The following is a 24,678-nucleotide window of genomic DNA, read 5'->3' as shown; positions in this document are numbered from 1 at the left end:
GCCGCACCATCAACTCGACTAATAGCGCCGAGTTCTCGAACGCTTTTTTCCAGAATGTTCTGCAGCGCCGAAGCGCTTTTTTCCAGAATGTTCTGCAGCGCCGAAGGGCTTCAGAGAAACTCTCGCCGCACCATCAACTCGCCTAATAGCGCCGAGTTCTCGAACGCTTTTTTCCAAAATGTTCTGCAGCGCCGAAGGGCGGTGAGCATCATTGTATGACGAATATTTACTTGTAATTAGGCAAATGGAGTTGCGAGATCTTTTATCAAGTCGATTGAACCAGTATCGATATTGAGTTCACCGACCGCATATTGAACTGTAACATCCCCAGACTCGAGAATTAATTCGCGAGCAAATCGACAGGTCAGTCGTGATGAATCTGACTCAACAAACTGTGATACCCATACTCGACGCGTGTTCGGTGAAGTGAAGCCTAGCGTAACCTCTCCAACAGTCTTTTCCATACGGCCATTGGGCTCGAAAGAACATAAAAGTTGCTTGCCATTTACCAGTGACTCAACTTGGTTGATTGCAACAATTTTTGAACTGCACAATGCAAACGCTACCGCTTCAAAGGGCAGACTCGCTTCAGCATATAATGTTTTCTCTATCGACCGTACAAAGCACCGTTTTCTCCTATCCCCTTTACGAGCAAGAATACAAACAAGAACTCCATTGACGCTGGAATACATCAATCGCTCTATGAATTCACCTTGTCCGAGTGAAATACCAATTGCGTCGAATTCAATCATGATTAATTAGGTCGTGGTGCGTAAGCGTCACATGCAAACTCCTGGTGCACATGTGGGTAAACAGTAAAAACATAACCGTCGCTGCATCTGTATTCACAAAAATCCATCGGCGCCCATTTTCCAGTGAACTCACATAGTTCCCTTTCGTCGTCACATTTCGGCCTGGGTTTTGGAACTGGAACAGGAACTGGAAATGGCTTAGGTTGTGTCGATGTCTGTACAGGCGGATGGTTCGATGGGAAGAAGTAGTAAGCAACCTGCGTCAATCCAGGTTCTAGCCAGTTTTGAGTACCGATAACAGGGGTGGCATAGATGCCGTATCCGAGAATGCCACCGGGCAGAACGGCAACACCAACTGTTGTGGCGAGCCCTCCACTAATGAGGACCGTTCCTCCTCCAGCAGCAGTACTTCCTCCCACGGCAGCTGCAGTTCCACCGCCCGTTGCCGCTGCTCCACCGGAAGAAACGATTCCGATTATTCCCGAACCTGTACCGACGCTACCTCCTATAGTTGTACCTCCCACAAGTGTTGATGTTCCTCCGGAAACTATAACCGTTGTTGTGGATGTTCCGCCGGCTACGATGACGCCACCAACGCCAACAGCTCCCGCCGTAATTACTTCACTTCCGTGAGGGTCTAAAACTACTAACGCATACCCTTGAAATTGTCGGTATAGGCCGAACGGGCTCCCAAAGTACCCGATCGGGTCCCTCCCCATAAACCTTCCTGCCAGTCCACTCATCCACCTCGCCCTAAAGTGATACAGCCCAAGCGACTGATCCCATTCACGTCCCGTGTAGGTGTAGCGATTATTAATCGCGGAACTCGAGAGGACCGAGCCTGAACCATCGAGGATGGTTGGCTGGCCGTAGGCTGTGTAGGCGTAGCGTTCGGCTACGGAGCCCGAAGAAGTGGTTATTGCCGTGATGGAGTACTGCTGGTTGCGGTGGTAGTGCCAAGTGGCAGTGGTGGCTTCGGCAGGGGACGGACCAACGCTGGCGTTGATGGAATGCACATGGAAGCACTGCGAAGAAGGGATAGTCGCTTCGGTGCAACCGAAGGTTGCAGTTGGCTCTCCCGTGCGGGGGCGCGCGGAGCGGAGCTCAGGAGATGTTTGAAGCATGGCGTTTTGGGGGTGCATAGCGACTATTGTAACCAATCCCAGCGCCGCTTGCAGCGTTTTCGAATCGAGGATTTTCACCGACATAACGACTCGAGTGATCACGAGACGAATCCAGCAGAGCGGGCGACGAGGAAGCCTCTGCAGCTTGCGTCCGAAAACAGGTCGCCTCGGTGGGCGATCGACCTGTTCTTCGACTCCAGCTTCCGCTGCCTCCACCACCTTGGCCTTGGTTTACTTGAAGGAAGCAGCTGAGCACCTAGCCAGCTTGTGCAACTAGTCAGCCCGACTAGGCGCGTTCGCTTGGTCCGGCTTGGCCGGATGCATCGCGTCGTGGACCGCTCTCAAGCGATCTAGCGTGACGTGGGCATAGATTTGCGTGGTATTCAAGCTGGCATGACCCAAGAGCGTTTGGATCGATCGCAGATCGGCTCCATTCTCCATCATCAGCGTTGCTGCTGTGTGACGAAACATGTGGCATGCGCCCTTCTTCGTTATCCCCGCTTGCCGAACATACTGCCGAACCATGGCCGAGAGATTCACCGGGTGCATCGCCCCTCCGTTGTGGCATAGGATCACCACCTGCGTCTCTTGCTCGCTCAAGGAAACTGAGAATTTCCTCGGATGCATCCAATTCCGTTTGCAGCCCCCGCCGCTCAAGAGCCAGGGCCTTACGTCTTGGAGGTACTTGGTCAACCAATCCAAGGCGCGCACTCCGATCGGTACAAAGCGATCCTTGTGTCCTTTCCCCTGCCGGATATGAAGCAATCGCCTGGCGCGATCAATATCCTGAATCTCCAGCTTGAGAAGCTCGCTTCTTCGAATAGCACTGCTATAGAGAATCTCCAAGACACTGCGATCCCGAATCCCAATCTTCGTGCTCACGTCGGGTTGGTTGATGACATGCTCGACCTCGCTCTGGCTTAAAAAACTCGCCGGGAGTCGATATTCGGCTTTAGGAAGCTCGATCCCTGCCGCTGGATTGAAGGGGATATGCTTGCCCAAACAAGCCCACTGCAGCCAATGGGACACGGCATGGACATAGGAAGCCCGCGTTGAGGCTTGCAGGGGTTTGCGTGTCCGCAAGTTCCCGATATGGAGCAAGCTCCTTTGATACGCTGCGAGAATCTCTGGTGTGATTTCCGAAAGAGTATGGATCTCACGCTCGGTGAGCCAACGGACGAAGCGACCCAGCGAGTTTTTTCTCCTCTCCAAGGTCGCTTCCGTCCAATTCACTACTCGCAGATCAACGAAATACGCTTCCATGAGGGCTGACAACGAAGGGGGTGACATGTTTCTTTAAGACCTTTTCTGAAGGAGAGCCGAATCAAGAACACAAAACGAAACCGAGGTATGCATAAGTGGGGGGGCGCGAGGAAGCAGGGCTTGCTCTCCGGGGGCACAAGCACAAAGAAGTGGCCTTCTAGCAAGCGATTGCTTGCTCCAGGCCGTTTGAAGAGGGGGCACGAAGCCCCCACAAGGGGGGCACGAAGTGAGACGTCGTAAGCAGTTAATCGGCAGTTAGCCCGCCAACTAATCGGCCAACTGGTAGACGTAGGTTGCCCCCTGCTTGCCGCGATGGACAATCAAATGCTCGAGCTGGACCAGTCGGTCCAAGTGGGTGCGCACTTGGTTGTCGCTCCAACCGACCGATTCGCGAAACGAGCGACGGGTAAATCGGAACCGTTGCCGAAGAATAGCTTGCTCGGCCGGGCTAGCCGCTGCCGCGGCCCGGCAGCCTTTCGCCACAAACTCTTGCACCAAGTGGAGGCACTGCTCAGTCTGCGGTGCTAACTCACTAAGCGACTGCTTCAAGAGCTTGTCCATTAGCCGATCGGCGAGCGCGATATCGGACTCTTGGACTTCGATCCACTCGGTTCCATCCTCTTCGGTGTGGATGACTCTCTGGTGCTGGTGTAGCAAGGCGATCGCTTGAATGAGACTCAAGTACTTGGCATGATCGCGGCGGTTGCGCAGTCGATCGCAAACGAACTCCAAAGAGTCGACCAAGGGGTTCAAGACCTGCAAGGGTCGGAGCAAACGCTGCGCATGGTGATGCAGGGTTCGGATGGCTGCCACTTGCGACTGCCGTTGCAATCCCTCGCGCGTCTGCAGCAGACGCTGGCGCGCTTGAATGGCCTTGGTCTGTTCGATCGATTCATCAACGGTAAGGATCAAGCAGCGATTGGCTAACTCTTCGTCCACATCCCGAGCCGTCGAGGTGATCATGAGCTGAATGGGGCCTTCTACGCTGTGCAATTGGGTAACGCTCCGGCCATCGTTGCCACGGACTACCGTGGCATGGGTCAGCTTCCCTTCGCTTTGAAGGAGTTTTAAGGCATACGCAGATTCGGAAAGACCTTGGTCTTCGCTAATGGCTAAGGTCTTATGGCGAAGCTGATCGCTATCGAGGTAATAGAGCGATTGGCAAGTGAGGTTGCTCAATCGCAAGACTTCTTCCGGTGGGACCATGGCCAAGATGGTTTCCATGAGCGTTGTCTTCCCGGCCGCGCTGGAGGATCGGATCAGGAGAGCCAACGGGGTGGGTAGCTTGCGACTGACGGCAGCCAGGTAGCCTACGAGCTTATTGGATGCTTCTCCGACCATGCCACACGCATCGAGATCGTGCACAATCCGTTCGATCAGATTGGGAGAACGCAGCAACTGCATGGCTTCTTCCTGCTGGGCTTCGGTCATAGCCGGAATGGCAGGACCGATGCGTTTGGCGGCTTCGATTTGAAGGTTCCGTAAATCTTCCAGTTGAAGGAGGATTCTTCCTAGATCGACCTTGATCGTCTCCTCTTCGCAGAAGAGTTCTAAAGCGGCAGCTTTCACGAAGGCTTGCCGAGCGCTAGAGCGCATGAGATCGACCGTATCGAGATGCATCCGTTCGAGTCGGGAGACGGCGATCGAGACGCGCAGGCTCAGGGAAGACATGTTCTTCTCGAGGCCACGGATCTTGTAGCTGCGATCCTCGCGAGTGATAGTCACGCTGCTAGCGTCGACGGAGATTTCGGAGGCTGGAGTAGCAGGCTGCATCGCAACCCGTTGCGTGAGCGAGGGATCCTCTTCTTGTGAAGGGCTGCCCGGCTGTGAAGGAATCTTGGGTGCCAGTGTCTCCGTTGCCAGCGTGTCAGCAGCCTGTCCCTCGCTGACGTTTCGGGTTGGGATGGAGTCTTCCTGAAGCCTGACGCCTGAATCCTGAAGTCTTGTGCCGGTTCCCACGCGGAGCTTGTCAATGACGGCTCCGCTGTTGCTCAGCCGATAGCCTTCGAAGCCTGTGATGCGATGCTCTTCGTCCACCAGGGGGATGGTAATGTAACCACGTAGCGCCTCGCGGCCATTCTCCTTGTAAAGACCCATCTGGATGAGTCGCTCTCGGATCCTTCGACCCGCTGCCGTCTGATTCGAGGGCAACTGGTTCCCCAGACTCCGATCGGAAAACCCGATCCCCAGGGTGCGCAAAGCTTCTTCCTCGAGTTCCAAGCCATAGGAGGCCATGGCCAGAATCTTGTCCGTCACACAGCGTGCGTAATGTTCGGCGGTCGCTTTCCACGGATCCGCTTCGAATGCAGCCAGCAGTGGAAACGGATTCGCATTCGTTTTCGTTGAGAGCAACATGATTCATCCACACCGATTCTGAGAGCTCGTTTCAAAAGAGGGGAGAGTGCCCGAGCACTTCCAACCCCGCATCGCCGCGCGATTCCTTTTAAGGAATGCGGCGGCTCTGCTTGGTCCACAAGGGGGCGAACTCGGAAATTCTCCAAGAAACATCGCAAGCTAAGAAAGCGGTCGAACTACCCTACAGCTATCCATGCACTGTTCGATCCAACCTATGCAGGATCTGTTGCCTACGGTGCGAATCCATACGGCTAGTTCGCATACCGTGCAATCGGTCCTGCTACGCTACTCCAAATCCTTTCGCTTCAGTCATCATGTTCCGTTCCATGAACGCCGTGTGCTGGATAAACTCCTCGACTGCCGTCGTGGGAGTTTCGGTTCCACCTACTATGGATGCGAGACATGCCAGCAAGGGCGCATTCTCTACAGCCAGTGCCATGATCGGCACTGTCCCAACTGCGGTTGGCTCAAGCGCAAAGCGTGGCTACAGCAGATTATCGCGTGGAATCTCCCCACCACCTACTACCACACGGTCTTTACCGTCCCGCATGAGCTCAATCCTCTGATCCGAGCCAATCCGAGCGCTGTGTATCAGCTCTTCTTTCGAAGATCGCAAAAGACGTTGCTCGAGATCGCTCAACGAGAATTCGGCTGCAAGCCGGGGATTATTCTCACGTTGCACACTTGGGGGCAGCGCATGCTGACCCATGTGCATATCCACGCCATGATGACCTCCGGTGGCGTCTCGCTCTCCACTGGGGATGCGAGTACCAAACCCTGCTGGATCCCGATCCCTCCGGATGCACCAGGCATCCAAGAAGAAGTCTTAGCAGCCCTCTTTCAAAAGAAGTTCTTACGGGGATTGAAAATCCTCTTCGATCAAGGAAAACTCGACATTCCCCAAGAGATGGAATTCGAAGGGGTTCAAGACCGAGACTCGTTCCATCGGTGGCTTGAGCCTCTAGCGCAAAAGAACTGGAAAGCCGATGCGCAAATCACTCCGGATGAACTGCAAACGCAGTTGGGCTGCGCCCGTTATCTTTCGGACTATATCCAAGGGGCAGCGATCTCCAATGGCCGGATCGCCGAAGACAACGGGACGCACGTTACCATTCGGCAATGGGATTACCGAACCAACAAATCGGTCGAGGAGACCATGGAGGGAGAAGAGTTCGTTCGCCGGTTCTTGCTCCACATCGTTCCGAGCAACGTGCATCGCGTGCGCTATGCAGGTCTCTTTCAAGGGAAAGGGCGCAAGGAGACGCTTCAAAGAGTCCGCTTGCTCTTGGCCAAGCACAATGCTGATTCCCTAGGGAAGCGACATGCGTCGCTTCCCCCATCCGCGAGACTTCAAGAGCTTGAGCTTCCGAAGATCGATAATCGGCCCAAGTGCTTGCGGTGCGGTACGCCGGGGATGCGATTGGAAGGGTATCGCGATCGCATGGAGACTTGGGAGTTCATCCACCGGGTAGAGCATGCGATCGAACAATACTCGAAGGCACCCACCACACTCGATCAATTGATCCGATCGAAAGCACGACTTGAGAGCTTTGCTCCGAAGCAAGGGTTGCTTGGCAACTGGAAGCGGGCACTAGCTGTAAAGGAGCTCTTAGCATGGACGGTTGTACAGTGTTGCAGCGATGACCTGTGTGATGGAGAGAATCTGCAAACCAACGAAGCATCCCTTCGCTTCGGGGCAACCTGCTGTTACGTCTCGGTGAATCTTCCATTACCGGAAATCTAATGATGAATGCTCTCGTTCAGAAACCATCACGTTCGAGCTGCTCGCTACCTCACCTAATCGCATCTCTGTTGCGTGCGAATCAAAGCGAGTTGCCTGAAGGTCCGTCGTTACATGACCTGAAATGGACCAAAAGAAGCACTCGGTGCATCTTCTTGCTCGCAAGCGACTCTCTGGCCACCATCTTGCGGCCCCTTGATCAATAGACTCGCAGGGAATTACCCCCACAAAAAAACCATAGAGAAAATGCAGGGAAAACCAACTTCGGCGATCCCCGTGCCACCGCATCGGCGGATCCGTTTAATGAGTTGGTTTAGTTCTTATTGGTGGACTCGATGATGTCTCGTCTTGTCCCAGATCTTTGCCGGGGCAAATGACTGCGACGGAACGCTCCGAAATGCGATCGATGGTGCAGTCTGAAGACTATCGTCATCTCAGCGTCGGATCAATCGCTCGGTTGGCCGCGCGCTTGGGAAAGGTCTACGCTTGTACTTCGACTTGGTACCGAGCGATTCAAAGTGGAAATTGGATCCGGTCTCGCAAACGCATCTACCCACCGAAACCTCGAATCGGATTACGAGCTACGAAGCCAAATGAGTATTGGCATGTCGACACGACCATCGTTCGATTGCTCGATGGCAGCCGCTTGTACCTTCACGCAATTCTCGACAACTTTTCGCGCCGCATTCTCGCATGGAGATTGAATGACACCTTTGAAACAAGTACGACAGCGGAACTCCTCAAGGAAGCAGCCAAGGCACTCCCCGAAAACACAGTACCCTCTGCTGTCATGGACTCTGGCGTTGAAAACGTGAATGGCTCGGTAAATGAGCTTGTTTCTGATGGCACCATCCAACGTATTCTTGCGCAGGTCGATATTGTGGAATCGAACAGTATGATCGAAGCCTGGTGGCGTCAGCTGAAGCACCAGTGGTTGTACTTGAACGAACTTGATAGTGCGAATTCGGTTCGCAAGTTTGTTGCTTTTTACGTCGAGCAGCACAATTCGGTTGTTCCCCATTTTGCCTTTCAAGGGCAGACACCCGACGAGATGTACTTTGGCACCGGAGCGAAAGTTCCGGTGGACCTTAAAGAGAAGCGAGCAACAGCGAGAACTGCGAGGTTAGCGCACAATCGCGCTCTCAGCTGTGATTTATGCAAAGCAAAAACCAGCGAACCAGCACTTGTATCACTCCAAAACAACACGAGCTAAGCCTTAGGCACCTGCGTCTTGTACCAAGAAAAGAGTGTCACCAAGCGAGCAGCAAGCTCGATGGATGTCTAAAAGACCGTCGCAATCCAGAAAATCGAGTGAGAAGCAGTACACAACGCTGGAGAAAGCCACCAACAGATCACCCGTTTTAACCGAAGTGAGTCCAAGCTCATCGATTGCACGAGTTGGGCCTCAGAGAAACTCTCGCCGCACCATCAACTCGACTAATAGCGCCGAGTTCTCGAACGCTTTTTTCCAGAATGTTCTGCAGCGCCGAAGCGCTTTTTTCCAGAATGTTCTGCAGCGCCGAAGGGCTTCAGAGAAACTCTCGCCGCACCATCAACTCGCCTAATAGCGCCGAGTTCTCGAACGCTTTTTTCCAAAATGTTCTGCAGCGCCGAAGGGCGGTGAGCATCATTGTATGACGAATATTTACTTGTAATTAGGCAAATGGAGTTGCGAGATCTTTTATCAAGTCGATTGAACCAGTATCGATATTGAGTTCACCGACCGCATATTGAACTGTAACATCCCCAGACTCGAGAATTAATTCGCGAGCAAATCGACAGGTCAGTCGTGATGAATCTGACTCAACAAACTGTGATACCCATACTCGACGCGTGTTCGGTGAAGTGAAGCCTAGCGTAACCTCTCCAACAGTCTTTTCCATACGGCCATTGGGCTCGAAAGAACATAAAAGTTGCTTGCCATTTACCAGTGACTCAACTTGGTTGATTGCAACAATTTTTGAACTGCACAATGCAAACGCTACCGCTTCAAAGGGCAGACTCGCTTCAGCATATAATGTTTTCTCTATCGACCGTACAAAGCACCGTTTTCTCCTATCCCCTTTACGAGCAAGAATACAAACAAGAACTCCATTGACGCTGGAATACATCAATCGCTCTATGAATTCACCTTGTCCGAGTGAAATACCAATTGCGTCGAATTCAATCATGATTAATTAGGTCGTGGTGCGTAAGCGTCACATGCAAACTCCTGGTGCACATGTGGGTAAACAGTAAAAACATAACCGTCGCTGCATCTGTATTCACAAAAATCCATCGGCGCCCATTTTCCAGTGAACTCACATAGTTCCCTTTCGTCGTCACATTTCGGCCTGGGTTTTGGAACTGGAACAGGAACTGGAAATGGCTTAGGTTGTGTCGATGTCTGTACAGGCGGATGGTTCGATGGGAAGAAGTAGTAAGCAACCTGCGTCAATCCAGGTTCTAGCCAGTTTTGAGTACCGATAACAGGGGTGGCATAGATGCCGTATCCGAGAATGCCACCGGGCAGAACGGCAACACCAACTGTTGTGGCGAGCCCTCCACTAATGAGGACCGTTCCTCCTCCAGCAGCAGTACTTCCTCCCACGGCAGCTGCAGTTCCACCGCCCGTTGCCGCTGCTCCACCGGAAGAAACGATTCCGATTATTCCCGAACCTGTACCGACGCTACCTCCTATAGTTGTACCTCCCACAAGTGTTGATGTTCCTCCGGAAACTATAACCGTTGTTGTGGATGTTCCGCCGGCTACGATGACGCCACCAACGCCAACAGCTCCCGCCGTAATTACTTCACTTCCGTGAGGGTCTAAAACTACTAACGCATACCCTTGAAATTGTCGGTATAGGCCGAACGGGCTCCCAAAGTACCCGATCGGGTCCCTCCCCATAAACCTTCCTGCCAGTCCACTCATCCACCTCGCCCTAAAGTGATACAGCCCAAGCGACTGATCCCATTCACGTCCCGTGTAGGTGTAGCGATTATTAATCGCGGAACTCGAGAGGACCGAGCCTGAACCATCGAGGATGGTTGGCTGGCCGTAGGCTGTGTAGGCGTAGCGTTCGGCTACGGAGCCCGAAGAAGTGGTTATTGCCGTGATGGAGTACTGCTGGTTGCGGTGGTAGTGCCAAGTGGCAGTGGTGGCTTCGGCAGGGGACGGACCAACGCTGGCGTTGATGGAATGCACATGGAAGCACTGCGAAGAAGGGATAGTCGCTTCGGTGCAACCGAAGGTTGCAGTTGGCTCTCCCGTGCGGGGGCGCGCGGAGCGGAGCTCAGGAGATGTTTGAAGCATGGCGTTTTGGGGGTGCATAGCGACTATTGTAACCAATCCCAGCGCCGCTTGCAGCGTTTTCGAATCGAGGATTTTCACCGACATAACGACTCGAGTGATCACGAGACGAATCCAGCAGAGCGGGCGACGAGGAAGCCTCTGCAGCTTGCGTCCGAAAACAGGTCGCCTCGGTGGGCGATCGACCTGTTCTTCGACTCCAGCTTCCGCTGCCTCCACCACCTTGGCCTTGGTTTACTTGAAGGAAGCAGCTGAGCACCTAGCCAGCTTGTGCAACTAGTCAGCCCGACTAGGCGCGTTCGCTTGGTCCGGCTTGGCCGGATGCATCGCGTCGTGGACCGCTCTCAAGCGATCTAGCGTGACGTGGGCATAGATTTGCGTGGTATTCAAGCTGGCATGACCCAAGAGCGTTTGGATCGATCGCAGATCGGCTCCATTCTCCATCATCAGCGTTGCTGCTGTGTGACGAAACATGTGGCATGCGCCCTTCTTCGTTATCCCCGCTTGCCGAACATACTGCCGAACCATGGCCGAGAGATTCACCGGGTGCATCGCCCCTCCGTTGTGGCATAGGATCACCACCTGCGTCTCTTGCTCGCTCAAGGAAACTGAGAATTTCCTCGGATGCATCCAATTCCGTTTGCAGCCCCCGCCGCTCAAGAGCCAGGGCCTTACGTCTTGGAGGTACTTGGTCAACCAATCCAAGGCGCGCACTCCGATCGGTACAAAGCGATCCTTGTGTCCTTTCCCCTGCCGGATATGAAGCAATCGCCTGGCGCGATCAATATCCTGAATCTCCAGCTTGAGAAGCTCGCTTCTTCGAATAGCACTGCTATAGAGAATCTCCAAGACACTGCGATCCCGAATCCCAATCTTCGTGCTCACGTCGGGTTGGTTGATGACATGCTCGACCTCGCTCTGGCTTAAAAAACTCGCCGGGAGTCGATATTCGGCTTTAGGAAGCTCGATCCCTGCCGCTGGATTGAAGGGGATATGCTTGCCCAAACAAGCCCACTGCAGCCAATGGGACACGGCATGGACATAGGAAGCCCGCGTTGAGGCTTGCAGGGGTTTGCGTGTCCGCAAGTTCCCGATATGGAGCAAGCTCCTTTGATACGCTGCGAGAATCTCTGGTGTGATTTCCGAAAGAGTATGGATCTCACGCTCGGTGAGCCAACGGACGAAGCGACCCAGCGAGTTTTTTCTCCTCTCCAAGGTCGCTTCCGTCCAATTCACTACTCGCAGATCAACGAAATACGCTTCCATGAGGGCTGACAACGAAGGGGGTGACATGTTTCTTTAAGACCTTTTCTGAAGGAGAGCCGAATCAAGAACACAAAACGAAACCGAGGTATGCATAAGTGGGGGGGCGCGAGGAAGCAGGGCTTGCTCTCCGGGGGCACAAGCACAAAGAAGTGGCCTTCTAGCAAGCGATTGCTTGCTCCAGGCCGTTTGAAGAGGGGGCACGAAGCCCCCACAAGGGGGGCACGAAGTGAGACGTCGTAAGCAGTTAATCGGCAGTTAGCCCGCCAACTAATCGGCCAACTGGTAGACGTAGGTTGCCCCCTGCTTGCCGCGATGGACAATCAAATGCTCGAGCTGGACCAGTCGGTCCAAGTGGGTGCGCACTTGGTTGTCGCTCCAACCGACCGATTCGCGAAACGAGCGACGGGTAAATCGGAACCGTTGCCGAAGAATAGCTTGCTCGGCCGGGCTAGCCGCTGCCGCGGCCCGGCAGCCTTTCGCCACAAACTCTTGCACCAAGTGGAGGCACTGCTCAGTCTGCGGTGCTAACTCACTAAGCGACTGCTTCAAGAGCTTGTCCATTAGCCGATCGGCGAGCGCGATATCGGACTCTTGGACTTCGATCCACTCGGTTCCATCCTCTTCGGTGTGGATGACTCTCTGGTGCTGGTGTAGCAAGGCGATCGCTTGAATGAGACTCAAGTACTTGGCATGATCGCGGCGGTTGCGCAGTCGATCGCAAACGAACTCCAAAGAGTCGACCAAGGGGTTCAAGACCTGCAAGGGTCGGAGCAAACGCTGCGCATGGTGATGCAGGGTTCGGATGGCTGCCACTTGCGACTGCCGTTGCAATCCCTCGCGCGTCTGCAGCAGACGCTGGCGCGCTTGAATGGCCTTGGTCTGTTCGATCGATTCATCAACGGTAAGGATCAAGCAGCGATTGGCTAACTCTTCGTCCACATCCCGAGCCGTCGAGGTGATCATGAGCTGAATGGGGCCTTCTACGCTGTGCAATTGGGTAACGCTCCGGCCATCGTTGCCACGGACTACCGTGGCATGGGTCAGCTTCCCTTCGCTTTGAAGGAGTTTTAAGGCATACGCAGATTCGGAAAGACCTTGGTCTTCGCTAATGGCTAAGGTCTTATGGCGAAGCTGATCGCTATCGAGGTAATAGAGCGATTGGCAAGTGAGGTTGCTCAATCGCAAGACTTCTTCCGGTGGGACCATGGCCAAGATGGTTTCCATGAGCGTTGTCTTCCCGGCCGCGCTGGAGGATCGGATCAGGAGAGCCAACGGGGTGGGTAGCTTGCGACTGACGGCAGCCAGGTAGCCTACGAGCTTATTGGATGCTTCTCCGACCATGCCACACGCATCGAGATCGTGCACAATCCGTTCGATCAGATTGGGAGAACGCAGCAACTGCATGGCTTCTTCCTGCTGGGCTTCGGTCATAGCCGGAATGGCAGGACCGATGCGTTTGGCGGCTTCGATTTGAAGGTTCCGTAAATCTTCCAGTTGAAGGAGGATTCTTCCTAGATCGACCTTGATCGTCTCCTCTTCGCAGAAGAGTTCTAAAGCGGCAGCTTTCACGAAGGCTTGCCGAGCGCTAGAGCGCATGAGATCGACCGTATCGAGATGCATCCGTTCGAGTCGGGAGACGGCGATCGAGACGCGCAGGCTCAGGGAAGACATGTTCTTCTCGAGGCCACGGATCTTGTAGCTGCGATCCTCGCGAGTGATAGTCACGCTGCTAGCGTCGACGGAGATTTCGGAGGCTGGAGTAGCAGGCTGCATCGCAACCCGTTGCGTGAGCGAGGGATCCTCTTCTTGTGAAGGGCTGCCCGGCTGTGAAGGAATCTTGGGTGCCAGTGTCTCCGTTGCCAGCGTGTCAGCAGCCTGTCCCTCGCTGACGTTTCGGGTTGGGATGGAGTCTTCCTGAAGCCTGACGCCTGAATCCTGAAGTCTTGTGCCGGTTCCCACGCGGAGCTTGTCAATGACGGCTCCGCTGTTGCTCAGCCGATAGCCTTCGAAGCCTGTGATGCGATGCTCTTCGTCCACCAGGGGGATGGTAATGTAACCACGTAGCGCCTCGCGGCCATTCTCCTTGTAAAGACCCATCTGGATGAGTCGCTCTCGGATCCTTCGACCCGCTGCCGTCTGATTCGAGGGCAACTGGTTCCCCAGACTCCGATCGGAAAACCCGATCCCCAGGGTGCGCAAAGCTTCTTCCTCGAGTTCCAAGCCATAGGAGGCCATGGCCAGAATCTTGTCCGTCACACAGCGTGCGTAATGTTCGGCGGTCGCTTTCCACGGATCCGCTTCGAATGCAGCCAGCAGTGGAAACGGATTCGCATTCGTTTTCGTTGAGAGCAACATGATTCATCCACACCGATTCTGAGAGCTCGTTTCAAAAGAGGGGAGAGTGCCCGAGCACTTCCAACCCCGCATCGCCGCGCGATTCCTTTTAAGGAATGCGGCGGCTCTGCTTGGTCCACAAGGGGGCGAACTCGGAAATTCTCCAAGAAACATCGCAAGCTAAGAAAGCGGTCGAACTACCCTACAGCTATCCATGCACTGTTCGATCCAACCTATGCAGGATCTGTTGCCTACGGTGCGAATCCATACGGCTAGTTCGCATACCGTGCAATCGGTCCTGCTACGCTACTCCAAATCCTTTCGCTTCAGTCATCATGTTCCGTTCCATGAACGCCGTGTGCTGGATAAACTCCTCGACTGCCGTCGTGGGAGTTTCGGTTCCACCTACTATGGATGCGAGACATGCCAGCAAGGGCGCATTCTCTACAGCCAGTGCCATGATCGGCACTGTCCCAACTGCGGTTGGCTCAAGCGCAAAGCGTGGCTACAGCAGATTATCGCGTGGAATCTCCCCACCACCTACTACCACACGGTCTTTACCGTCCCGCATGAGCTCAATCCTCTGATCCGAGCCAATCCGAGCGCTGTGTATCAGCTCTTCTTTCGAAGATCGCAAAAGACGTTGCTCGAGATCGCTCAACGAGAATTCGGCTGCAAGCCGGGGATTATTCTCACGTTGCACACTTGGGGGCAGCGCATGCTGACCCATGTGCATATCCACGCCATGATGACCTCCGGTGGCGTCTCGCTCTCCACTGGGGATGCGAGTACCAAACCCTGCTGGATCCCGATCCCTCCGGATGCACCAGGCATCCAAGAAGAAGTCTTAGCAGCCCTCTTTCAAAAGAAGTTCTTACGGGGATTGAAAATCCTCTTCGATCAAGGAAAACTCGACATTCCCCAAGAGATGGAATTCGAAGGGGTTCAAGACCGAGACTCGTTCCATCGGTGGCTTGAGCCTCTAGCGCAAAAGAACTGGAAAGCCGATGCGCAAATCACTCCGGATGAACTGCAAACGCAGTTGGGCTGCGCCCGTTATCTTTCGGACTATATCCAAGGGGCAGCGATCTCCAATGGCCGGATCGCCGAAGACAACGGGACGCACGTTACCATTCGGCAATGGGATTACCGAACCAACAAATCGGTCGAGGAGACCATGGAGGGAGAAGAGTTCGTTCGCCGGTTCTTGCTCCACATCGTTCCGAGCAACGTGCATCGCGTGCGCTATGCAGGTCTCTTTCAAGGGAAAGGGCGCAAGGAGACGCTTCAAAGAGTCCGCTTGCTCTTGGCCAAGCACAATGCTGATTCCCTAGGGAAGCGACATGCGTCGCTTCCCCCATCCGCGAGACTTCAAGAGCTTGAGCTTCCGAAGATCGATAATCGGCCCAAGTGCTTGCGGTGCGGTACGCCGGGGATGCGATTGGAAGGGTATCGCGATCGCATGGAGACTTGGGAGTTCATCCACCGGGTAGAGCATGCGATCGAACAATACTCGAAGGCACCCACCACACTCGATCAATTGATCCGATCGAAAGCACGACTTGAGAGCTTTGCTCCGAAGCAAGGGTTGCTTGGCAACTGGAAGCGGGCACTAGCTGTAAAGGAGCTCTTAGCATGGACGGTTGTACAGTGTTGCAGCGATGACCTGTGTGATGGAGAGAATCTGCAAACCAACGAAGCATCCCTTCGCTTCGGGGCAACCTGCTGTTACGTCTCGGTGAATCTTCCATTACCGGAAATCTAATGATGAATGCTCTCGTTCAGAAACCATCACGTTCGAGCTGCTCGCTACCTCACCTAATCGCATCTCTGTTGCGTGCGAATCAAAGCGAGTTGCCTGAAGGTCCGTCGTTACATGACCTGAAATGGACCAAAAGAAGCACTCGGTGCATCTTCTTGCTCGCAAGCGACTCTCTGGCCACCATCTTGCGGCCCCTTGATCAATAGACTCGCAGGGAATTACCCCCACAAAAAAACCATAGAGAAAATGCAGGGAAAACCAACTTCGGCGATCCCCGTGCCACCGCATCGGCGGATCCGTTTAATGAGTTGGTTTAGTTCTTATTGGTGGACTCGATGATGTCTCGTCTTGTCCCAGATCTTTGCCGGGGCAAATGACTGCGACGGAACGCTCCGAAATGCGATCGATGGTGCAGTCTGAAGACTATCGTCATCTCAGCGTCGGATCAATCGCTCGGTTGGCCGCGCGCTTGGGAAAGGTCTACGCTTGTACTTCGACTTGGTACCGAGCGATTCAAAGTGGAAATTGGATCCGGTCTCGCAAACGCATCTACCCACCGAAACCTCGAATCGGATTACGAGCTACGAAGCCAAATGAGTATTGGCATGTCGACACGACCATCGTTCGATTGCTCGATGGCAGCCGCTTGTACCTTCACGCAATTCTCGACAACTTTTCGCGCCGCATTCTCGCATGGAGATTGAATGACACCTTTGAAACAAGTACGACAGCGGAACTCCTCAAGGAAGCAGCCAAGGCACTCCCCGAAAACACAGTACCCTCTGCTGTCATGGACTCTGGCGTTGAAAACGTGAATGGCTCGGTAAATGAGCTTGTTTCTGATGGCACCATCCAACGTATTCTTGCGCAGGTCGATATTGTGGAATCGAACAGTATGATCGAAGCCTGGTGGCGTCAGCTGAAGCACCAGTGGTTGTACTTGAACGAACTTGATAGTGCGAATTCGGTTCGCAAGTTTGTTGCTTTTTACGTCGAGCAGCACAATTCGGTTGTTCCCCATTTTGCCTTTCAAGGGCAGACACCCGACGAGATGTACTTTGGCACCGGAGCGAAAGTTCCGGTGGACCTTAAAGAGAAGCGAGCAACAGCGAGAACTGCGAGGTTAGCGCACAATCGCGCTCTCAGCTGTGATTTATGCAAAGCAAAAACCAGCGAACCAGCACTTGTATCACTCCAAAACAACACGAGCTAAGCCTTAGGCACCTGCGTCTTGTACCAAGAAAAGAGTGTCACCAAGCGAGCAGCAAGCTCGATGGATGTCTAAAAGACCGTCGCAATCCAGAAAATCGAGTGAGAAGCAGTACACAACGCTGGAGAAAGCCACCAACAGATCACCCGTTTTAACCGAAGTGAGTCCAAGCTCATCGATTGCACGAGTTGGGCCTCAGAGAAACTCTCGCCGCACCATCAACTCGACTAATAGCGCCGAGTTCTCGAACGCTTTTTTCCAGAATGTTCTGCAGCGCCGAAGCGCTTTTTTCCAGAATGTTCTGCAGCGCCGAAGGGCTTCAGAGAAACTCTCGCCGCACCATCAACTCGCCTAATAGCGCCGAGTTCTCGAACGCTTTTTTCCAAAATGTTCTGCAGCGCCGAAGGGCGGTGAGCATCATTGTATGACGAATATTTACTTGTAATTAGGCAAATGGAGTTGCGAGATCTTTTATCAAGTCGATTGAACCAGTATCGATATTGAGTTCACCGACCGCATATTGAACTGTAACATCCCCAGACTCGAGAATTAATTCGCGAGCAAATCGACAGGTCAGTCGTGATGAATCTGACTCAACAAACTGTGATACCCATACTCGACGCGTGTTCGGTGAAGTGAAGCCTAGCGTAACCTCTCCAACAGTCTTTTCCATACGGCCATTGGGCTCGAAAGAACATAAAAGTTGCTTGCCATTTACCAGTGACTCAACTTGGTTGATTGCAACAATTTTTGAACTGCACAATGCAAACGCTACCGCTTCAAAGGGCAGACTCGCTTCAGCATATAATGTTTTCTCTATCGACCGTACAAAGCACCGTTTTCTCCTATCCCCTTTACGAGCAAGAATACAAACAAGAACTCCATTGACGCTGGAATACATCAATCGCTCTATGAATTCACCTTGTCCGAGTGAAATACCAATTGCGTCGAATTCAATCATGATTAATTAGGTCGTGGTGCGTAAGCGTCACATGCAAACTCCTGGTGCACATGTGGGTAAACAGTAAAAACATAACCGTCGCTGCATCTGTATTCACAAAAATCCATCGGCGCCCATTTTCCAGTGAACTCACATAGTTCCCTTTCGTCGTCACATTTCGGCCTGGGTTTTGGAACTGGAACAGGAACTGGAAATGGCTTAGGTTGTGTCGATGTCTGTACAGGCGGATGGTTCGATGGGAAGAAGTAGTAAGCAACCTGCGTCAATCCAGGTTCTAGCCAGTTTTGAGTACCGATAACAGGGGTGGCATAGATGCCGTATCCGAGAATGCCACCGGGCAGAACGGCAACACCAACTGTTGTGGCGAGCCCTCCACTAATGAGGACCGTTCCTCCTCCAGCAGCAGTACTTCCTCCCACGGCAGCTGCAGTTCCACCGCCCGTTGCCGCTGCTCCACCGGAAGAAACGATTCCGATTATTCCCGAACCTGTACCGACGCTACCTCCTATAGTTGTACCTCCCACAAGTGTTGATGTTCCTCCGGAAACTATAACCGTTGTTGTGGATGTTCCGCCGGCTACGATGACGCCACCAACGCCAACAGCTCCCGCCGTAATTACTTCACTTCCGTGAGGGTCTAAAACTACTAACGCATACCCTTGAAATTGTCGGTATAGGCCGAACGGGCTCCCAAAGTACCCGATCGGGTCCCTCCCCATAAACCTTCCTGCCAGTCCACTCATCCACCTCGCCCTAAAGTGATACAGCCCAAGCGACTGATCCCATTCACGTCCCGTGTAGGTGTAGCGATTATTAATCGCGGAACTCGAGAGGACCGAGCCTGAACCATCGAGGATGGTTGGCTGGCCGTAGGCTGTGTAGGCGTAGCGTTCGGCTACGGAGCCCGAAGAAGTGGTTATTGCCGTGATGGAGTACTGCTGGTTGCGGTGGTAGTGCCAAGTGGCAGTGGTGGCTTCGGCAGGGGACGGACCAACGCTGGCGTTGATGGAATGCACATGGAAGCACTGCGAAGAAGGGATAGTCGCTTCGGTGCAACCGAAGGTTGCAGTTGGCTCTCCCGTGCGGGGCGCGCGGAGCGGAGCTCAGGAGATGTTTGAAGCATGGCGTTTTGGGGGTGCATAGCGACTATTGTAACCAATCCCAGCGCCGCTTGCAGCGTTTTCGAATCGAGGATTTTCACCGACATAACGACTCGAGTGATCACGAGACGAATCCAGCAGAGCGGGCGACGAGGAAGCCTCTGCAGCTTGCGTCCGAAAACAGGTCGCCTCGGTGGGCGATCGACCTGTTCTTCGACTCCAGCTTCCGCTGCCTCCACCACCTTGGCCTTGGTTTACTTGAAGGAAGCAGCTGAGCACCTAGCCAGCTTGTGCAACTAGTCAGCCCGACTAGGCGCGTTCGCTTGGTCCGGCTTGGCCGGATGCATCGCGTCGTGGACCGCTCTCAAGCGATCTAGCGTGACGTGGGCATAGATTTGCGTGGTATTCAAGCTGGCATGACCCAAGAGCGTTTGGATCGATCGCAGATCGGCTCCATTCTCCATCATCAGCGTTGCTGCTGTGTGACGAAACATGTGGCATGCGCCCTTCTTCGTTATCCCCGCTTGCCGAACATACTGCCGAACCATGGCCGAGAGATTCACCGGGTGCATCGCCCCTCCGTTGTGGCATAGGATCACCACCTGCGTCTCTTGCTCGCTCAAGGAAACTGAGAATTTCCTCGGATGCATCCAATTCCGTTTGCAGCCCCCGCCGCTCAAGAGCCAGGGCCTTACGTCTTGGAGGTACTTGGTCAACCAATCCAAGGCGCGCACTCCGATCGGTACAAAGCGATCCTTGTGTCCTTTCCCCTGCCGGATATGAAGCAATCGCCTGGCGCGATCAATATCCTGAATCTCCAGCTTGAGAAGCTCGCTTCTTCGAATAGCACTGCTATAGAGAATCTCCAAGACACTGCGATCCCGAATCCCAATCTTCGTGCTCACGTCGGGTTGGTTGATGACATGCTCGACCTCGCTCTGGCTTAAAAAACTCGCCGGGAGTCGATATTCGGCTTTAGGAAGCTCGATCCCTGCCGCTGGATTGAAGGGGATATGCTTGCCCAAACAAGCCCACTGCAGCCAATGGGACACGGCATGGACATAGGAAGCCCGCGTTGAGGCTTGCAGGGGTTTGCGTGTCCGCAAGTTCCCGATATGGAGCAAGCTCCTTTGATACGCTGCGAGAATCTCTGGTGTGATTTCCGAAAGAGTATGGATCTCACGCTCGGTGAGCCAACGGACGAAGCGACCCAGCGAGTTTTTTCTCCTCTCCAAGGTCGCTTCCGTCCAATTCACTACTCGCAGATCAACGAAATACGCTTCCATGAGGGCTGACAACGAAGGGGGTGACATGTTTCTTTAAGACCTTTTCTGAAGGAGAGCCGAATCAAGAACACAAAACGAAACCGAGGTATGCATAAGTGGGGGGGCGCGAGGAAGCAGGGCTTGCTCTCCGGGGGCACAAGCACAAAGAAGTGGCCTTCTAGCAAGCGATTGCTTGCTCCAGGCCGTTTGAAGAGGGGCACGAAGCCCCCACAAGGGGGCACGAAGTGAGACGTCGTAAGCAGTTAATCGGCAGTTAGCCCGCCAACTAATCGGCCAACTGGTAGACGTAGGTTGCCCCCTGCTTGCCGCGATGGACAATCAAATGCTCGAGCTGGACCAGTCGGTCCAAGTGGGTGCGCACTTGGTTGTCGCTCCAACCGACCGATTCGCGAAACGAGCGACGGGTAAATCGGAACCGTTGCCGAAGAATAGCTTGCTCGGCCGGGCTAGCCGCTGCCGCGGCCCGGCAGCCTTTCGCCACAAACTCTTGCACCAAGTGGAGGCACTGCTCAGTCTGCGGTGCTAACTCACTAAGCGACTGCTTCAAGAGCTTGTCCATTAGCCGATCGGCGAGCGCGATATCGGACTCTTGGACTTCGATCCACTCGGTTCCATCCTCTTCGGTGTGGATGACTCTCTGGTGCTGGTGTAGCAAGGCGATCGCTTGAATGAGACTCAAGTACTTGGCATGATCGCGGCGGTTGCGCAGTCGATCGCAAACGAACTCCAAAGAGTCGACCAAGGGGTTCAAGACCTGCAAGGGTCGGAGCAAACGCTGCGCATGGTGATGCAGGGTTCGGATGGCTGCCACTTGCGACTGCCGTTGCAATCCCTCGCGCGTCTGCAGCAGACGCTGGCGCGCTTGAATGGCCTTGGTCTGTTCGATCGATTCATCAACGGTAAGGATCAAGCAGCGATTGGCTAACTCTTCGTCCACATCCCGAGCCGTCGAGGTGATCATGAGCTGAATGGGGCCTTCTACGCTGTGCAATTGGGTAACGCTCCGGCCATCGTTGCCACGGACTACCGTGGCATGGGTCAGCTTCCCTTCGCTTTGAAGGAGTTTTAAGGCATACGCAGATTCGGAAAGACCTTGGTCTTCGCTAATGGCTAAGGTCTTATGGCGAAGCTGATCGCTATCGAGGTAATAGAGCGATTGGCAAGTGAGGTTGCTCAATCGCAAGACTTCTTCCGGTGGGACCATGGCCAAGATGGTTTCCATGAGCGTTGTCTTCCCGGCCGCGCTGGAGGATCGGATCAGGAGAGCCAACGGGGTGGGTAGCTTGCGACTGACGGCAGCCAGGTAGCCTACGAGCTTATTGGATGCTTCTCCGACCATGCCACACGCATCGAGATCGTGCACAATCCGTTCGATCAGATTGGGAGAACGCAGCAACTGCATGGCTTCTTCCTGCTGGGCTTCGGTCATAGCCGGAATGGCAGGACCGATGCGTTTGGCGGCTTCGATTTGAAGGTTCCGTAAATCTTCCAGTTGAAGGAGGATTCTTCCTAGATCGACCTTGATCGTCTCCTCTTCGCAGAAGAGTTCTAAAGCGGCAGCTTTCACGAAGGCTTGCCGAGCGCTAGAGCGCATGAGATCGACCGTATCGAGATGCATCCGTTCGAGTCGGGAGACGGCGATCGAGACGCGCAGGCTCAGGGAAGACATGTTCTTCTCGAGGCCACGGATCTTGTAGCTGCGATCCTCGCGAGTGATAGTCACGCTGCTAGCGTCGACGGAGATTTCGGAGGCTGGAGTAGCAGGCTGCATCGCAACCCGTTGCGTGAGCGAGGGATCCTCTTCTTGTGAAGGGCTGCCCGGCTGTGAAGGAATCTTGGGTGCCAGTGTCTCCGTTGCCAGCGTGTCAGCAGCCTGTCCCTCGCTGACGTTTCGGGTTGGGATGGAGTCTTCCTGAAGCCTGACGCCTGAATCCTGAAGTCTTGTGCCGGTTCCCACGCGGAGCTTGTCAATGACGGCTCCGCTGTTGCTCAGCCGATAGCCTTCGAAGCCTGTGATGCGATGCTCTTCGTCCACCAGGGGGATGGTAATGTAACCACGTAGCGCCTCGCGGCCATTCTCCTTGTAAAGACCCATCTGGATGAGTCGCTCTCGGATCCTTCGACCCGCTGCCGTCTGATTCGAGGGCAACTGGTTCCCCAGACTCCGATCGGAAAACCCGATCCCCAGGGTGCGCAAAGCTTCTTCCTCGAGTTCCAAGCCATAGGAGGCCATGGCCAGAATCTTGTCCGTCACACAGCGTGCGTAATGTTCGGCGGTCGCTTTCCACGGATCCGCTTCGAATGCAGCCAGCAGTGGAAACGGATTCGCATTCGTTTTCGTTGAGAGCAACATGATTCATCCACACCGATTCTGAGAGCTCGTTTCAAAAGAGGGGAGAGTGCCCGAGCACTTCCAACCCCGCATCGCCGCGCGATTCCTTTTAAGGAATGCGGCGGCTCTGCTTGGTCCACAAGGGGGCGAACTCGGAAATTCTCCAAGAAACATCGCAAGCTAAGAAAGCGGTCGAACTACCCTACAGCTATCCATGCACTGTTCGATCCAACCTATGCAGGATCTGTTGCCTACGGTGCGAATCCATACGGCTAGTTCGCATACCGTGCAATCGGTCCTGCTACGCTACTCCAAATCCTTTCGCTTCAGTCATCATGTTCCGTTCCATGAACGCCGTGTGCTGGATAAACTCCTCGACTGCCGTCGTGGGAGTTTCGGTTCCACCTACTATGGATGCGAGACATGCCAGCAAGGGCGCATTCTCTACAGCCAGTGCCATGATCGGCACTGTCCCAACTGCGGTTGGCTCAAGCGCAAAGCGTGGCTACAGCAGATTATCGCGTGGAATCTCCCCACCACCTACTACCACACGGTCTTTACCGTCCCGCATGAGCTCAATCCTCTGATCCGAGCCAATCCGAGCGCTGTGTATCAGCTCTTCTTTCGAAGATCGCAAAAGACGTTGCTCGAGATCGCTCAACGAGAATTCGGCTGCAAGCCGGGGATTATTCTCACGTTGCACACTTGGGGGCAGCGCATGCTGACCCATGTGCATATCCACGCCATGATGACCTCCGGTGGCGTCTCGCTCTCCACTGGGGATGCGAGTACCAAACCCTGCTGGATCCCGATCCCTCCGGATGCACCAGGCATCCAAGAAGAAGTCTTAGCAGCCCTCTTTCAAAAGAAGTTCTTACGGGGATTGAAAATCCTCTTCGATCAAGGAAAACTCGACATTCCCCAAGAGATGGAATTCGAAGGGGTTCAAGACCGAGACTCGTTCCATCGGTGGCTTGAGCCTCTAGCGCAAAAGAACTGGAAAGCCGATGCGCAAATCACTCCGGATGAACTGCAAACGCAGTTGGGCTGCGCCCGTTATCTTTCGGACTATATCCAAGGGGCAGCGATCTCCAATGGCCGGATCGCCGAAGACAACGGGACGCACGTTACCATTCGGCAATGGGATTACCGAACCAACAAATCGGTCGAGGAGACCATGGAGGGAGAAGAGTTCGTTCGCCGGTTCTTGCTCCACATCGTTCCGAGCAACGTGCATCGCGTGCGCTATGCAGGTCTCTTTCAAGGGAAAGGGCGCAAGGAGACGCTTCAAAGAGTCCGCTTGCTCTTGGCCAAGCACAATGCTGATTCCCTAGGGAAGCGACATGCGTCGCTTCCCCCATCCGCGAGACTTCAAGAGCTTGAGCTTCCGAAGATCGATAATCGGCCCAAGTGCTTGCGGTGCGGTACGCCGGGGATGCGATTGGAAGGGTATCGCGATCGCATGGAGACTTGGGAGTTCATCCACCGGGTAGAGCATGCGATCGAACAATACTCGAAGGCACCCACCACACTCGATCAATTGATCCGATCGAAAGCACGACTTGAGAGCTTTGCTCCGAAGCAAGGGTTGCTTGGCAACTGGAAGCGGGCACTAGCTGTAAAGGAGCTCTTAGCATGGACGGTTGTACAGTGTTGCAGCGATGACCTGTGTGATGGAGAGAATCTGCAAACCAACGAAGCATCCCTTCGCTTCGGGGCAACCTGCTGTTACGTCTCGGTGAATCTTCCATTACCGGAAATCTAATGATGAATGCTCTCGTTCAGAAACCATCACGTTCGAGCTGCTCGCTACCTCACCTAATCGCATCTCTGTTGCGTGCGAATCAAAGCGAGTTGCCTGAAGGTCCGTCGTTACATGACCTGAAATGGACCAAAAGAA

General features: G+C 54.0%; 17 protein-coding genes. 5 read left to right on the top strand and 12 right to left on the bottom strand.

The window, feature by feature from the left end; genetic code table 11:
* Window positions 1-236: 236 nt before the first annotated feature.
* The 4 genes from VN12_RS10410 to VN12_RS10395 form a co-directional block, all read right to left on the bottom strand.
* A complete protein-coding gene (locus tag VN12_RS10410) occupies window positions 237-752 on the bottom strand; it encodes a hypothetical protein (protein ID WP_146676736.1) in 516 nt (171 codons plus the stop codon).
* 2 nt (window positions 753-754) lie between these two features.
* Complete coding sequence (locus VN12_RS10405) at window positions 755-2,092, bottom strand: RHS repeat domain-containing protein (protein WP_146676742.1); 1,338 nt, start codon at window positions 2,090-2,092, stop codon at window positions 755-757.
* Window positions 2,093-2,149: 57 nt separating this feature from the next.
* Window positions 2,150-3,166, bottom strand: a complete 1,017-nt coding sequence (locus tag VN12_RS10400) for a tyrosine-type recombinase/integrase (protein WP_146676740.1) — start codon at window positions 3,164-3,166, stop codon at window positions 2,150-2,152.
* Window positions 3,167-3,406: 240 nt separating this feature from the next.
* On the bottom strand, window positions 3,407-5,494 hold the full coding sequence (locus VN12_RS10395) for a hypothetical protein (RefSeq protein WP_146676739.1): 2,088 nt from the start codon (window positions 5,492-5,494) through the stop codon (window positions 3,407-3,409).
* A gap of 214 nt (window positions 5,495-5,708) precedes the next feature.
* Here VN12_RS10395 and VN12_RS10390 point away from each other — a divergent pair, with 214 nt between their 5' ends.
* Both VN12_RS10390 and VN12_RS10385 read left to right on the top strand, forming a co-directional pair.
* Window positions 5,709-7,238, top strand: coding sequence for a transposase (locus tag VN12_RS10390; RefSeq protein ID WP_168164323.1), 1,530 nt, complete (start codon window positions 5,709-5,711; stop codon window positions 7,236-7,238).
* Between the two features lie 370 nt (window positions 7,239-7,608).
* Window positions 7,609-8,448, top strand: coding sequence for a DDE-type integrase/transposase/recombinase (locus VN12_RS10385; protein ID WP_146676737.1), 840 nt, complete (start codon window positions 7,609-7,611; stop codon window positions 8,446-8,448).
* Window positions 8,449-8,890: 442 nt separating this feature from the next.
* Here VN12_RS10385 and VN12_RS10380 read toward each other — a convergent pair whose 3' ends face one another.
* From VN12_RS10380 to VN12_RS10365, 4 genes are all read right to left on the bottom strand, one after another.
* Window positions 8,891-9,406, bottom strand: a complete 516-nt coding sequence (locus tag VN12_RS10380) for a hypothetical protein (protein WP_146676736.1) — start codon at window positions 9,404-9,406, stop codon at window positions 8,891-8,893.
* 2 nt (window positions 9,407-9,408) lie between these two features.
* Window positions 9,409-10,746: an RHS repeat domain-containing protein gene (locus VN12_RS10375; protein WP_146676742.1), complete on the bottom strand. Its 1,338-nt coding sequence runs from the start codon at window positions 10,744-10,746 to the stop codon at window positions 9,409-9,411.
* A gap of 57 nt (window positions 10,747-10,803) precedes the next feature.
* On the bottom strand, window positions 10,804-11,820 hold the full coding sequence (locus VN12_RS10370; RefSeq protein WP_146676740.1) for a tyrosine-type recombinase/integrase: 1,017 nt from the start codon (window positions 11,818-11,820) through the stop codon (window positions 10,804-10,806).
* Between the two features lie 240 nt (window positions 11,821-12,060).
* Entirely contained in the window at window positions 12,061-14,148 is a 2,088-nt protein-coding gene (locus tag VN12_RS10365) for a hypothetical protein (RefSeq protein ID WP_146676739.1), read from the bottom strand.
* Window positions 14,149-14,362: 214 nt separating this feature from the next.
* Here VN12_RS10365 and VN12_RS10360 point away from each other — a divergent pair, with 214 nt between their 5' ends.
* Both VN12_RS10360 and VN12_RS10355 read left to right on the top strand, forming a co-directional pair.
* Window positions 14,363-15,892, top strand: coding sequence for a transposase (locus VN12_RS10360; protein WP_168164323.1), 1,530 nt, complete (start codon window positions 14,363-14,365; stop codon window positions 15,890-15,892).
* A gap of 370 nt (window positions 15,893-16,262) precedes the next feature.
* Window positions 16,263-17,102 (top strand): DDE-type integrase/transposase/recombinase, encoded by an 840-nt coding sequence (locus tag VN12_RS10355; RefSeq protein WP_146676737.1) that lies wholly within the window; start codon window positions 16,263-16,265, stop codon window positions 17,100-17,102.
* A 442-nt stretch (window positions 17,103-17,544) separates the two neighbouring features.
* On the opposite strand, the gene VN12_RS10350 is transcribed toward VN12_RS10355, so the two are convergent.
* From VN12_RS10350 to VN12_RS10335, 4 genes are all read right to left on the bottom strand, one after another.
* A complete protein-coding gene (locus VN12_RS10350; RefSeq protein ID WP_146676736.1) occupies window positions 17,545-18,060 on the bottom strand; it encodes a hypothetical protein in 516 nt (171 codons plus the stop codon).
* Between the two features lie 2 nt (window positions 18,061-18,062).
* Complete coding sequence (locus VN12_RS10345; RefSeq protein ID WP_146676741.1) at window positions 18,063-19,076, bottom strand: RHS repeat-associated core domain-containing protein; 1,014 nt, start codon at window positions 19,074-19,076, stop codon at window positions 18,063-18,065.
* Window positions 19,077-19,456: 380 nt separating this feature from the next.
* A complete protein-coding gene (locus VN12_RS10340) occupies window positions 19,457-20,473 on the bottom strand; it encodes a tyrosine-type recombinase/integrase (RefSeq protein WP_146676740.1) in 1,017 nt (338 codons plus the stop codon).
* 238 nt (window positions 20,474-20,711) lie between these two features.
* Window positions 20,712-22,799 (bottom strand): hypothetical protein, encoded by a 2,088-nt coding sequence (locus VN12_RS10335; RefSeq protein ID WP_146676739.1) that lies wholly within the window; start codon window positions 22,797-22,799, stop codon window positions 20,712-20,714.
* 214 nt (window positions 22,800-23,013) lie between these two features.
* On the opposite strand from VN12_RS10335, the gene VN12_RS10330 reads away from it, so the two are divergent.
* On the top strand, window positions 23,014-24,543 hold the full coding sequence (locus VN12_RS10330) for a transposase (RefSeq protein WP_168164323.1): 1,530 nt from the start codon (window positions 23,014-23,016) through the stop codon (window positions 24,541-24,543).
* Window positions 24,544-24,678 lie beyond the last annotated feature (135 nt).

The sequence above is a fragment of the Pirellula sp. SH-Sr6A genome, assembly GCF_001610875.1.
Lineage (GTDB): Bacteria > Planctomycetota > Planctomycetia > Pirellulales > Pirellulaceae > JBKCUI01.
Note: the sequence above shows the minus strand (reverse complement) of the source record. Positions and strands in the feature narration are given on the sequence as shown.